At 61.6% G+C, this 11,843-nt stretch carries 12 protein-coding genes; 7 read left to right on the top strand and 5 right to left on the bottom strand.

Translation table 11 applies throughout. From position 1 onward, the window contains the following. Positions 1-16 precede the first annotated feature (16 nt). Entirely contained in the window at positions 17-874 is an 858-nt protein-coding gene (locus LIS66_RS17445) for a LysR family transcriptional regulator (protein ID WP_227972680.1), read from the bottom strand. 109 nt (positions 875-983) lie between these two features. Here LIS66_RS17445 and LIS66_RS17440 point away from each other — a divergent pair, with 109 nt between their 5' ends. From LIS66_RS17440 to LIS66_RS17430, 3 genes are all read left to right on the top strand, one after another. Further along, positions 984-1,691: a haloacid dehalogenase type II gene (locus LIS66_RS17440; protein WP_042609084.1), complete on the top strand. Its 708-nt coding sequence runs from the start codon at positions 984-986 to the stop codon at positions 1,689-1,691. 11 nt (positions 1,692-1,702) lie between these two features. After that, complete coding sequence (locus LIS66_RS17435) at positions 1,703-2,476, top strand: aldolase (protein WP_227972679.1); 774 nt, start codon at positions 1,703-1,705, stop codon at positions 2,474-2,476. 174 nt (positions 2,477-2,650) lie between these two features. Next, a complete protein-coding gene (locus LIS66_RS17430) occupies positions 2,651-4,219 on the top strand; it encodes a sensor domain-containing diguanylate cyclase (RefSeq protein WP_227972678.1) in 1,569 nt (522 codons plus the stop codon). Positions 4,220-4,377: 158 nt separating this feature from the next. Here the strand turns inward: LIS66_RS17430 and LIS66_RS17425 are convergent, their stop codons facing one another. Then, on the bottom strand, positions 4,378-4,716 hold the full coding sequence (locus LIS66_RS17425; protein WP_227972677.1) for a hypothetical protein: 339 nt from the start codon (positions 4,714-4,716) through the stop codon (positions 4,378-4,380). 189 nt (positions 4,717-4,905) lie between these two features. Between LIS66_RS17425 and LIS66_RS17420 the strand changes: the two genes are divergently transcribed. Beyond that, positions 4,906-5,346, top strand: coding sequence for a carboxymuconolactone decarboxylase family protein (locus tag LIS66_RS17420; RefSeq protein WP_042609087.1), 441 nt, complete (start codon positions 4,906-4,908; stop codon positions 5,344-5,346). A gap of 118 nt (positions 5,347-5,464) precedes the next feature. Here the strand turns inward: LIS66_RS17420 and LIS66_RS17415 are convergent, their stop codons facing one another. The 3 genes from LIS66_RS17415 to LIS66_RS17405 all read right to left on the bottom strand — a co-directional run bounded on the left by LIS66_RS17415 (position 5,465) and on the right by LIS66_RS17405 (position 9,025). Further along, the gene (locus tag LIS66_RS17415; RefSeq protein ID WP_064361397.1) at positions 5,465-7,057 is read right to left on the bottom strand and encodes a DHA2 family efflux MFS transporter permease subunit; all 1,593 of its coding nucleotides are present in this window, start codon (positions 7,055-7,057) and stop codon (positions 5,465-5,467) included. Then, the gene (locus LIS66_RS17410; protein WP_227972676.1) at positions 7,054-8,163 is read right to left on the bottom strand and encodes an HlyD family secretion protein; all 1,110 of its coding nucleotides are present in this window, start codon (positions 8,161-8,163) and stop codon (positions 7,054-7,056) included. Before LIS66_RS17410 ends, LIS66_RS17415 begins: the two co-directional genes overlap by 4 nt. Before the next feature lie 97 nt (positions 8,164-8,260). Beyond that, positions 8,261-9,025 carry an AraC family transcriptional regulator gene (locus tag LIS66_RS17405; protein ID WP_227972675.1) on the bottom strand — a complete coding sequence of 255 codons (765 nt, stop codon included), beginning with the start codon at positions 9,023-9,025 and terminating at the stop codon, positions 8,261-8,263. A 97-nt stretch (positions 9,026-9,122) separates the two neighbouring features. Between LIS66_RS17405 and LIS66_RS17400 the strand changes: the two genes are divergently transcribed. Genes LIS66_RS17400 through LIS66_RS17390 form a run of 3 tightly spaced genes read left to right on the top strand, consistent with a single transcriptional unit; the run spans position 9,123 to position 11,832 of the window. Next, positions 9,123-10,265, top strand: a complete 1,143-nt coding sequence (locus tag LIS66_RS17400) for an MFS transporter (RefSeq protein WP_227972674.1) — start codon at positions 9,123-9,125, stop codon at positions 10,263-10,265. Positions 10,266-10,316: 51 nt separating this feature from the next. Then, positions 10,317-10,808, top strand: a complete 492-nt coding sequence (locus LIS66_RS17395) for a sigma-70 family RNA polymerase sigma factor (protein WP_227972673.1) — start codon at positions 10,317-10,319, stop codon at positions 10,806-10,808. Positions 10,809-10,848: 40 nt separating this feature from the next. Then, positions 10,849-11,832 (top strand): FecR family protein, encoded by a 984-nt coding sequence (locus tag LIS66_RS17390; protein WP_227972672.1) that lies wholly within the window; start codon positions 10,849-10,851, stop codon positions 11,830-11,832. The last annotated feature ends 11 nt before the right edge of the window (positions 11,833-11,843 follow it).

Raw genomic sequence — 11,843 nt, 5'->3', positions numbered from 1 at the left:
GAAACCCCGGGGGGGCTCACGCAAATCCCCCCGCATCCACCCCCAACTCCCCACGCAAAAACTCCACCAACCCCCGCTGCAACCCGCTCAAAACCCCTTCACGACTAACCAGCGCCAGTTCCGTCGGCGCCAGCTCCGGCAAATCCGCACACACCTCATGCTCCGGCAAAACCGCCGAAACCGGGAGCACCGAAACCCCCAGCCCGGACGCCACCGCCGCTTGAATCCCGGTCAGGCTATGACTGCCGAACGCCACCCGCCACGGTCGTTGCGCCACGTCGAGCAGGCGGATCGCCCGTTGTCGATACAGGCAACCCTGAGGAAACAGCGCTAGCGGCAGCACGCCCCTGGAGGTATCGAACCCGGGGCTTTTGACCCACACCAGTCGCTCCGGCCAGGTCGCCCATGCCGGGCCGCTGTCGGGTTCGCGTTTGATCAGGGCGATGTCGATGTCGCTGGCATCGAGGCGTTGGCGCAGGTCGAGGCTCATGCCACTGATCGTTTCCAGGCGCGCTTGCGGGTGGCTGCGGGTGAAGCCGGCGAGGATCAGCGCCATGCGCCGCGCATCGAAGTCTTCCGGCATGCCGATGCGCAGCACTTCGAGGTCGACATCGCTGGCCAGTGCTTGGCTGGCTTCAGCGGACAGCGCCAGCAATCGACGCGCGTAGTGGATCAGCAATTCGCCGTGCTCGGTGACGGCAACGTTCAATCCGCTTCGGTCACGCAACAGCAGGGGGTGGCCGACCAGATCTTCGAGTTTGCGCACCTGCTGGCTGACCGTTGATTGCGTGCGGTGCACACGCTCGGCGGCGCGGGTGAAGCTGCCTTCGTCGACCACACAGACGAAGGTTTTCAGCAGTTCCAGATCCAGCATGGCGACGGTCCTGATAGTGGTTTTGCGAATGACGATCGCGTGTTTATTTAATTTCACACTATCACCGTGCGCTCATAAGCTGAAGTCCTGACTCTGGAGGAATTGACCGATGACCTTGAACAACACGCCACGCCCGCAATGGCTGACCTTCGATTGCTACGGCACGCTGATTCAGTGGGACGAAGGACTGAAAGCCGTTGTCGAAAAAATCCTCGGCGAGAAGGGCGAGCACGCAATCGATGCCGATAAGCTGATTGAAGTCTACGACCGTCACGAGCACCGCCTCGAACAAACCCCGCCGCACCGTTCCTTCCGCGAATTGAGCACCCTCGGTCTGCAACTGGCTCTGGAAGAACTTGGCTTGCCGAGCTTGCCGGAAGATAGTCAACGCTTGGCGGCCGCCATCCCGAACATGCCGCCCTTTGCCGAAGTGCTCGACACCCTCGCGCAACTCAAGGCGATGGGTTTCAAGCTGTGCATTGTGTCCAACACCGACGACGACATCATCGCTGGCAACGTCGCGCAACTCGGTGGTCATATCGACCGGGTGATCACCGCGCAACAGGCCGGTGCCTACAAACCGGCGCCGCGGCTGTTCGACTACGCTCATCAGCAATTGGGCGTGACAAGGGATGAAGTGGTGCACATCTGCGCCAGCCCCATGCTTGATCACACAGCGGCGCGGGACATGGGTTTTCGTTGCGTGTGGATCGATCGCGGCACGGGCCGCCAGCTGTTGCCGGACTATCGCCCCGACGCGATTCTGCCGAGCCTCGATCAAGTGCTGCCGCTGTTCAAATCTCTCGGCTGGACCTAAGGAGAACTGCCATGGCGCACACCTTGAGCGGCACAGCCAAAACCAGACGAGCATCGACACCGAACCTCGAAACCGAGGCGATCAGCACGGCTCGCAACGAACTCGCCGCATGCTTTCAACTGGCGGCTTTGCATGGCCTGGAGGAGGGCATCTGCAATCACTTTTCGGCGATGCTGCCGGGGCATGATGATCTGTTTCTGGTCAATCCCTATGGCTACGCTTTCTCGGAAGTGACCGCGCAGAATCTGCTGGTCTGCGACTTCGCCGGCAACGTGGTCGCTGGCGAGGGCGAGCCCGAAGCCACGGCGTTCTACATCCACGCGCGCCTGCACAAACAGTTGCCACGGGTAAAAGTTGCGTTCCACACGCACATGCCGCACGCCACGGCGTTGTGCCTGCTGCAAGGCCCGCCGCTGCTGTGGCTGGGGCAGACCGCGCTGAAGTTCTACGGACGCACGGCCGTGGACGAGGATTACCACGGCCTCGCGCTGGACGCATCCGAAGGCGACCGCATCGCCAGCGTCATGGGCGACGCCGATATTCTTTTTCTGAAAAACCACGGTGTGATCGTTGCCGCGCCGACTATCGCCGAAGCCTGGGATGATCTGTATTACCTGGAACGCGCCGCGCAGGTTCAACTGCTGGCCATGGCCACCCAGCGCGAATTGAAACCGGTGCCGCATGCCATAGCGCAACGCGCCAGCGAGCAAATGCGCGAAGGCGATGCGCAAAGTGCTCGCGCGCATCTGAGCAGCGCGATGCGGCGGCTGGCCCTGCACAACTGATTAACCGGAAAGAAGCAATCGCAAATAAATCGACGAAAAGCGATCATCCAAACTCGCGAGGCGCCGATAACTGGGCGGGAGGCGGGCGTTTGCTCCGTGCATCCCGGTGGGCTACGCTCACGAACACAAGGGTTTCGGGCTCGCGCCCCTGTCGTACCTGCCCAGGACATGCTTTTGCCAATCCCCATTCACGATCCGCATCAAGCCCCCGGCACGCTCAAGCGCCTGCCGCTACGCAAAGCGGCGGTGCTGTTCATCGTTGCGGTGAGCCTGTGCCTGTGCGGCTTGTTGTATCTGCAACTGGAGCAGTCGCGGCGGCAGGATCTGGCGGTGGCGAAGATGGCTTCGGGCAACCTGACCCGAGCCATGGCCCAGCAGGCCGAAGACACCGTGCGGGCAGCGGATCTGGTGATGACCAGCCTGGTCGACTGGATTCAGGATGACGGTTACGGAGCGGTGCAGCGTCCTCGATTACAACGGATCTTCGCCCGCCGCGCGCAGCAGCTGGATCAGTTGCACGGCATATTTCTGTTCGATCGCGAGGGGCAGTGGGTCATCACTTCGTTCGCCAATCTGCCCCGTGGCAACGGCGTGGCCGATCGCGAATATTTCAAGTTCCATCAGCAGAATGCCTCGACCGTGGCGCACATCGGCCCGGCGATTCGCAGCCGTGAAAATGGCGAGTGGATCATCCCGATCTCCAGACGCGTCAACGACCAGGTTGGCAATTTTCAGGGCGTGCTGATGGCCGGCATCCGCATGTCGTACTTCGATCAGTTCTTCAAAAGTTTCAGCCTTGATGACAGCGGCATCATGTTCATGGCGTTGACCGACGGCACCTTGCTGGCGCGACGGCCTTTCGATGAGTCGCTGATCAATACCTCGGTAGCCCACGGCGAGATCTATCAAACCCTGTTGCCCAACGCTAACGCGGGCACGGCGATGCTCAATTCAGTGGTCGATGGCGTGACCCGCTTGTATGGCTATCGACAGCTCGCCTCGTATCCGCTGGTGGTCTCCGCCGCGACTTCGCAAGACACCATTCTGCAGGGCTGGCACGACCGCGCATTCCAGTCCAGCGTGATTGTCGCGCTGGTGATTCTCGGGGTTGGCCTGTTCGGCTGGGTGTTCATTCATCAGGTGCGCGATGGTGAGCGCATCGAGAAAAACCTGCGCAAGGCGCAACTGGCGCTGGAGCAGATCGCCACCCACGACAGCCTCACCGGACTGGCTAATCGACGCTTGTTCGAGCGTTCGCTGGACATCGAATTTGCCCGTGGCGCGCGCCAGGTGAGTCCGGTCAGCCTGATCATGCTCGATATCGATTTCTTCAAGCGCTACAACGACGCTTACGGCCATGTCGCCGGCGATCAATGCCTCGCGCAAGTGGCGCAAGTGGTGAAGACCTGCTGCCAGCGCAAGTCGGATCTGGCGGTGCGTTACGGTGGTGAAGAGTTCGCGGTGCTGTTGCCGGACACCGATATCAATGGGGCACTGGCAATCGCCGGGCAGATACGCCGCAGCGTTATCGACAAGCACATTATTCACAGTGGCTCGCCGACCGGTTATCTCACCGTGAGCCTGGGCTGTTATTCATTTATTCCCCATGGCAATGACAGCCCGCAGGTGTTTATCCAGCGTGCAGATGCGGCGTTGTATCAGGCGAAAAATGCCGGGCGTAATCGGGCGGCGGTGTTCGCGCCGGAAGAAGGTTTTGCCGAGCTGATGCGTTCGGATCGCTGATTCTTTCAATTTACATAAATAGAAAGTGGGAGCGAGCCTGCTCGCGAAGAGGCATGTCAGTCACCCTATTTGTTGACTGATACACCACTTTCGCGAGCAGGCTCGCTTCCACAATCGTCCTGATGTATTCAGGACTATCTGGGATGACTCTTGTTCGTTCAGCCGCCCGTGCCACCGCCCGCGCCACCTGTGCCGCCGCCGGCCGAACCGGTGCCGCCACCCGCGCCGGAACCGGAGCCGCTGGCGCCGCCATTGGTGCCCGTGCCCGTGCCGGTGCCCATGCTCGAACCAGTGCCCGTGCCCGTGCCGTTGTTGGTGCCGGAGCCGGTGCTGCCCGATGGCGAGCCCGGGGTGTTGTCTGGCGGCATGGTCGAGCTGGTGGGGCCGCCTGACTTGGTGCCCGTCGCGTCGGTGCTGTCATTGGCGGCGAAGCTGGCGGCAGATGCCGTGGCGAGCAGGCCGGCCAACAACAACGAAGTGAATTTGCGCGTCATCATGGTACGTCTCCTGATAAAGGGGATTACCTGATATTGGTCTCGCGCGCCCAAGCCTTGGTGCCGGTCGAGTGACGAGCGGTCAGTTGCCGCGCTGAGTGGCCTACCGTTCTTCTGCAATATTGGCTATTTGCCGAACCACCCCCGGGGACTAACGTAGCCACACATTCAATCGCTACCCCGGAGCCCACCATGCAACCTCGTGCCGATTTCTACACCGCTTCCCCCGATGCCCTGAAAGCGATGATGGCGCTGGAAAATGCCGTCTCGAAACTGCCGCTGGAAAAGAGCCTGATCGAACTGGTCAAGCTGCGTGCCTCGCAGATCAACGGCTGCGCGTTCTGCATCGACATGCACACCGCCGATGCCATCAAGGATGGCGAAACCCCGCGTCGCCTGTTCGCCGTGACGGCATGGCGCGAAGCGCCGTTCTTCAGCGAGCGCGAACGTGCCGCGCTGCTGTGGACCGAATCCCTGACGCAACTGAGCCTGACCCACGCACCCGACGAAGACTATGACGTGGTGGCTGCGCAATTCTCGCCGAAGGAACTGGTTGACCTGACCGTGGCAATCAACACCATCAATGGCTGGAATCGCCTGGCGGTGGGCTTCCGCAAACTGCCGCAGGCTTAAGGCATTCACGCAGATCCCTTGTGGGAGCGAGCCTGCTCGCGATAGCAGTATGTCAGTCACCATGTTTGCTACCTGACACACCGCTATCGCGAGCAGGCTCACTCCTACAAGGGAATCTTCAATGTGCTTGTGAAGTCGGCGCCGCCGGTGGTTGCACCTTGCGCATCAAGGGCACCATCGCCGTGGCGATGATGAAGCAGACCATGATCATCAGAAACGTATCGCCATAGGTCTGCGTCTGCGCCTCGCGATACGTCACCAGCCACAACTGGCGCAGGCTGGCAGTGACGCCGACATCGCCGCTCTGGCCGAGATGGGCGAAGTTGCCGCCGACCTGCGACAGCCACTGGTTCATCGCCTCATTGCTGCTGTTCAAATGCTCGGCCAACCGGGTGAAATGCAGGTTGGTGCGGTCATTGAGAATCGTCGCGCAGGCCGCGATGCCAATCGCACCGCCGAGGTTGCGCATCAGGTTGAACAACCCTGACGCGTGCTTGAGTCGCGCCGGTGCCAGTCCACCCAACGTCAACGTCACCGCGGGCGGCACCGCCAGTTGCTGGGCAATCCCGCGCAGTGCTTGCGGCAGCATCAATTCCCCGGCGCCCCAGTCGTGGGTGATCGGGCTGAACTCCCACATCGACAAGGCAAACAGGCCCAGGCCGAGCATCATGATCCAGCGCAGATCTATGCGATTGGCCAGAAAGGCATACAGCGGAATCGCCAGAATCTGGAACACCCCGGTGGAGAAAACCGCCATACCAATGTCCAGCGCGCTGTAGCCGCGCACGCGGCCGAGGAACAGCGGCGTCAGGTAGATCGTCGCGAACAGGCCGATGCCGGTGACGAAGGAAAAGAAGCAGCCGAGGGCGAAATTGCGGTCTTTCAAGGCCCGCAGATCGACGATCGGATTGGCTACATGCAGAGTGCGGCCGATGAAGGCCAGCCCGGCCAGGCCGCTGATCCACGCGGTGGTGAGGATCGTCTGGTCGCTGAACCAGTTCCAGCGCGGGCCTTCTTCGAGGGTGTATTCCAGGCAACCGAGGAACAGCGCGAGAAAGACCATGCTCAGGTAGTCCGCACCCTTGAGCAGCGACAGTTCCGGCTGATCGATCCTGACCAGCATCGGCACCGCCACGGCGACGAAAATCCCCGGCACCAGATTGATATAGAACAGCCAGTGCCAGGAAGAAATGTCAGTAATCCAGCCACCGATCACCGGCCCCAGCGTCGGTGCCAGCGAAGCCACCGCGCCGATGGTCGCGGCGGCAATCACCCGTTGCTTGCCAGTGAAGAAAAAGAACGCGGTGGTAAACACCAGCGGAATCATCGAGCCGCCGAGAAAGCCTTGCAATGCGCGGAAGGCGATCATGCTCTGGATGTTCCACGCCAGGCCGCAGAGCAGACTGGCGAGGGTGAAACCGACTGCCGAGGCGCAGAACAGCCAGCGCGTGGAAAACACCCGCGACAACCAGCCCGACAACGGAATCACGATGATTTCGGCGATCAGGTAGCTGGTCTGCACCCATGCGGTTTCGTCGGTGCCGGCGGACAGGCCACCGCCGATATCGCGCAGCGACGCCGAGACGATCTGGATATCCAGCAGGGCGATGAACATGCCGATGCACATGGTGGCGAAGGCAAACACCTTTGTCGCAGTGCTCATGTCTGCCGCATTGAACGGTTGCGCAGGAGCGGCGAGGCGGGTGCTCATGGCGCGACAGCCACGGCGGAGGTTTGCGGCTCGGCGCGGGTGTCGACTTCAGCGGTCACCGACAGACCCGGGCGCAGGTGACCGAGCACGCCATCGGCCGGATCAAGGACGATTCTGACCGGCACGCGCTGAACGATTTTAGTGAAGTTGCCGGTGGCGTTTTCCGGCGGCAACACGCTGAACAGTGAGCCGGTGGCCGGGGCGAGGCTGTCGAGATGGCCGTGGAATTCCTGCCCGGACAGCACGTCGGCGCGGATGCTCACGCGTTGCCCGGGTTTCATCCGCGCCAGTTGGTCCTCCTTGAAATTGGCATCGACCCACAGACCGCTGGCCGGCACCACCGACAGTTGTTGCGAACCGGCCTGGGCATAGGCGCCGACCCTGGCGCGGCGATTGCCGATCACCCCATCGACCGGCGCGCGCAGTTCGGTGTAACCGAGGTTCAACTCGGCCAGATCACGTTCAGCGCGGGCCTGCTGCAGGGCGGCGCGGGCTTGTTGTTTTTGGGTTTCGATCACCGCCAGTTGCCGTTGCGCGGCGAGCAGTTCGGCCTGCGCTCGGGCGCTCAGGGCTTGTGCGGTCTTGAACGTGGCGTCAGCGCGCTGCGCACTTTCCACCGACACTGCGTTGCTGCTCACCAGACGTTTGTAGCGTGTGTTGTCATCCCGTGACCGCGCCGTTTCCGCGCTTGCTGCGTCGATACCGGCGCGGGCCTGACCGATCACCGCGTGCTGCAATTGCTCGGTTGCGTCGAGGTTGGCCAGCAGCGCTTGTTCCGCCGCCACAGCGCCTTCGGCCTTGGCCAGATTGGCGCGATAGTCCCGGGCATCGAGGCGGATCAACACATCGCCGGCCTTCACCGACTGGTTGTCGCCCACCAGCACCTCTTCGATATAACCGGCCACTTTCGGCCCGATCACTGTGACGTTGCCACCGATGTAGGCATCGTCGGTCTCCTCCAGAAAGCGTCCGGCGCCCCACCAGTGCAAGGCGTACATGCCCGCCAGGATCAACACCAGCAAAACGCTGCCGGCGATCAACAGGCGTTTGAACAGGGGAGGCCGGGTCTTGACCGGAACAGAATCGGGGGAGGGCATGCTGGTCATGGCGTCAGTACCTGAGGAAACGGTTCGTTATTACGGCTGTAATATGACGCGAGTAATATTTCGTGGCAAATTATTTCTGCGGTCGATCGTCAGTTGCTTACTTGAGCCACTGGCCCGGTGTGCTGCCGGTCATTGATTTGAAAAAGGCGATGAACGCGCTGTCGCTGGCAAACCCCAACTGAAAAGCGCAGTAACTCAGGCTTCGCCCGGTGGCAAGCAGTTCGATCGCGCGCATCAAGCGCCACTGCTGACGCCATTGCTGATAACTCATGCCGGTCTCGCGCTGGAAGATCCGCCCGATCGTGCGGCTGCTGGCGCCGATCTGCTGTTCCAGCACATGCAGCGCGGGTGGCAGGCGTTCGGGCATCGCCAGCAGCGGTGCAATTCGTTTGTCCCAAGGCAATGGCAACAGCATCGGTTGCTGCGCCGCGTCATTGATTTCACTCAGACACAGCCCGAGCAAGTGGGCGAATTTGCCTGTTCGCCAGTCAGTGTCGAACGCCGCCGTCGCCATGGGTTCGAGCACCGCGCGCAGCAAGGGTCTGACTTCAATGACGCAGACCTCATGCGGCAACTCATGGCATAAGTCATCGACCAGGTAGATCGAACGATAATCGACGCTCTGCTGCATCACCGCGCGATGGCTGACGCCAGCCGGAATCCATGCTGCCCGCGACGGCGGCAACAGGCACAACTGCTGCGCCAGGGTAATCCGGATGCAGCCCTGCCGGGTGTACAGCAATTGCCCGCGCCGATGCTGATGCATACCGGAATCGTGTTCACCCAGGGTCGAGGCGAGGCCGATGACCGGGGCGGCAAAACTGTCTGCATCAAACGTCGTATGGGCATCGAGCCAGGCCATGGGGTTGTCCGATTTCAGCGATAAATTGGCGGGGTCTGGATAATACGCCAACGGTTGGTTCTTAAACTTCTCTGCTTTCGTAGAGGAGTCGTGAGGGATGAATAACCGAAGTTTTCTGGCGCTGGCGATCGGGTTGCTGATGTTCCCGCAAATCGCGCAAACGCTGTACAGCCCGGCCTTGGCTGACATGGGGCAAGCGTTTGCTGTCGGTCCGCAAGCGGCCGCGCAATCCTTGTCGGTATTTTTTCTCGCGTTTGCGTTCGGCGTAGTTGCGTGGGGCCGCGCGTGTGATCGCTTCGGACGGCGTCCGGTGATGCTGGCGGGACTGGCGCTTTATGCCGTAGCCATGCTGGTCGGCCTGGGGGTCAGCAGTTTCAACGCTTTGCTGTTGGTTCAAGGGCTGGCAGCGTTTGGCGCGGCGGTGGCTTCGGTGGTCACGCAAACCGTATTGCGTGATCGCTTCAAGGGCGCCGAACTGGCGCAGGTCTTCTCGCTGGTGGGCGTCGCACTGGCGGCAAGCCCGGCGATTGGATTGTTCAGCGGTGCCAGTCTGGTGCAGGTGTTCGGGTATCGCGGTGTGCTCGGCGCGTTGGTGCTGCTCGCGGCTTGTTTGTGGCTGTGGAGTTGGTACGGCCTGGCGGAGTCGCGGCCGGAACAGACGCCGGACATCCGTCTTTCCGAAACCCTCTGGCTCATGCTGCGCGACCTCGGGATCTGGCGCTCAGCGTTGTGGGTTGCGTCATTCAACGTCGCGCTGTTCAGTTACTACAGCCTCGCGCCATTCATGTTCCAGCGCTTGGGCATGAGCGAGAAGTGGTTCGGCTACAGCGGCGTGTTGCTCGCGCTGGGTTCGGGTCTTGGCGCGTGGTTCAACAAGCGTCTGTTGCTGGCCGGGTACGCGGCGATGCAATTGATCCGGCTCGCAGCGGTGTGCGGACTGGCTGGTGGCATTGGCGTCTGGTTACTGCAAGACAGCGCCGCGTTCCTGCTGCCAATGCTGTTGATCGTGCTGGCATTCGGCATGGCCATTCCCAACGTTCTGGGCCTGGCGCTGGTGGATTACGCCGATCGGCTGGGTACTGCCGGGGCGTTGCTGGGGTTGATGTATTACTTGCTGATAGGCGCGGGACTAATGCTTGTCGGTCGGCTTCAGGCGTTGGGCGCAACGCTGATCGTGTGCAATGGTGTAGCGTTGTTGCTGAGCGCGTTTGCATGCAAAGGAATGAATTGCCGGGCTTAATAGGAAGCATTACTATTCACGCCCCTTTCCTCACCACGCCGTCCATCCCCCATGCGCTCCCGCAGATCCGGCTTTTTCGAGCATTACGAAGAGTTGATCGGCACCTGGACTCGGCGCCTGCGCAATCGCGCGCAGGCCGAGGATCTGGCGCACGACACCTTTGTGCGGGTGCTCGAGGCGGATTCGGCGGCGGTGCAGCAGCCGCGCGCGTATCTGCACCAGACCGCGCGCAATATCGCGGTCGATGGTTACCGGCGTGAGGACCGGCGGGGCGCCATGGAGTCGGAGGCGGTCGATGACAGTGCGTCATCAGCGGGCGACCCGGAGCACTACATGCACGCGATCCAGTTGGCGGATTCCATCGAACGCGCGCTCACCGAGCTGCCGCTCAACTGTCGCAAGATCTTTGTCTGGCAGAAAATCGAAGGCCTGACGCAGGCAGAAATTGCCGAGCGCCTCGGGCTGTCCAAGAACATGGTCGAAAAGTATATGATCCGCACCCTGCGGCATCTGCGTGAGCGGCTGGATGGGATGCAATCATGAGCGCTCGCACCTTTTCATTCTCAGCCGGACAGGACATTCCATGATGGAGACGGGTGATTGCGCCTGTGGGCAAACCGCGATGCGTGACGAGGCGGCAGGCTGGTTCGTGCGCTTGCAGGAGCCGGATGTCAGCGTCGAACAACAGCAGCGCTTCGACGCCTGGCTGAACGAGCATCCGCAACACCGCGAAGAATTCCAACTGCTGCAAGGATTGTGGGCGGCGGCTGATCGGCTGCCGACGTCGCGTCTGCAAGCGCTTGTTGAAACTGCGCCACCTCGCCGCGAACGACGTCCGTTGTTGCGTTATGCCGTGGCCGCGAGTGTCCTGGCCGTTGCGCTGGGACTTGGCCTGTTCAGTGGGCTGAATCATCCCGGCGGTTACCGCGCCGGGTTCGCCACGGCGCAGGGCGAGCGCAAACATGTGGCGTTGCCGGATGGCTCGGTGATTGATCTGAACAGTCGCAGCCGCTTGCAGGTGCGTTACGAGCAGGATCGACGGGTGATCGAGTTGAGCGCAGGCGAGGCGATGTTCAGCGTTGCACATGACCCCTCGCGGCCGTTTGTCGTCGAGGCCGGTAGCGGCAAGGTCACGGTCACCGGTACACGTTTCGATGTGCGCCGCGAGGCCACGCAAACCCGTGTGGCGGTGGAGCAGGGCACGGTGAAAGTGCAGGGAAGTCATGCGCGGGACGACGAGTTCATCAACCTCAGCGCAGGCCTCGGCACTTCGGTCGATGCGCAAGGCAAAGTCCTGCCGGCATACCCGGTCAACCCGGCGGAACTGACTGCATGGCGCCACGGCAAACTGGTGTTCAACAACGCTAGCCTCAGCGAAGTGGCGGCAGAAGTATCACGCTATCGCGACAAGCCGCTCACCGTCACTCAGCCGAACGTGGCCAGCCTGCGCCTGACCAGCGTGTTCAAATCCGACGACACCGAGGCCTTGCTTAAAGCCTTGCCGAGCATCCTGCCGGTGACCGTGCGCACCCTCGCCGATGGCAGTCAGGAAATAATTTCCCGATAGCATTCAGGTTT

It is taken from the genome of Pseudomonas sp. HN2 (genome assembly GCF_020736465.1).
In the GTDB taxonomy this organism is placed as follows: domain Bacteria; phylum Pseudomonadota; class Gammaproteobacteria; order Pseudomonadales; family Pseudomonadaceae; genus Aquipseudomonas; species Aquipseudomonas moraviensis_A.
The sequence above is the reverse complement of the archived record's forward strand: the minus strand, read 5'-3'. Positions and strand labels throughout refer to the sequence as shown.

Coding starts and splice junctions, on each gene's coding strand:
- LIS66_RS17445 (WP_227972680.1), bottom strand. CDS start 874: ATGCTGGATCTGGAACTGCTGAAAACCTTCGTCTGTGTGGTCGACGAA.
- LIS66_RS17415 (WP_064361397.1), bottom strand. CDS start 7,057: ATGAGCACCCGCCTCGCCGCTCCTGCGCAACCGTTCAATGCGGCAGAC.
- LIS66_RS17400 (WP_227972674.1), top strand. CDS start 9,123: ATGAATAACCGAAGTTTTCTGGCGCTGGCGATCGGGTTGCTGATGTTC.
- LIS66_RS17435 (WP_227972679.1), top strand. CDS start 1,703: ATGGCGCACACCTTGAGCGGCACAGCCAAAACCAGACGAGCATCGACA.
- LIS66_RS17440 (WP_042609084.1), top strand. CDS start 984: ATGACCTTGAACAACACGCCACGCCCGCAATGGCTGACCTTCGATTGC.
- LIS66_RS17410 (WP_227972676.1), bottom strand. CDS start 8,163: ATGACCAGCATGCCCTCCCCCGATTCTGTTCCGGTCAAGACCCGGCCT.
- LIS66_RS17390 (WP_227972672.1), top strand. CDS start 10,849: ATGATGGAGACGGGTGATTGCGCCTGTGGGCAAACCGCGATGCGTGAC.
- LIS66_RS17395 (WP_227972673.1), top strand. CDS start 10,317: ATGCGCTCCCGCAGATCCGGCTTTTTCGAGCATTACGAAGAGTTGATC.
- LIS66_RS17405 (WP_227972675.1), bottom strand. CDS start 9,025: ATGGCCTGGCTCGATGCCCATACGACGTTTGATGCAGACAGTTTTGCC.
- LIS66_RS17420 (WP_042609087.1), top strand. CDS start 4,906: ATGCAACCTCGTGCCGATTTCTACACCGCTTCCCCCGATGCCCTGAAA.
- LIS66_RS17425 (WP_227972677.1), bottom strand. CDS start 4,716: ATGATGACGCGCAAATTCACTTCGTTGTTGTTGGCCGGCCTGCTCGCC.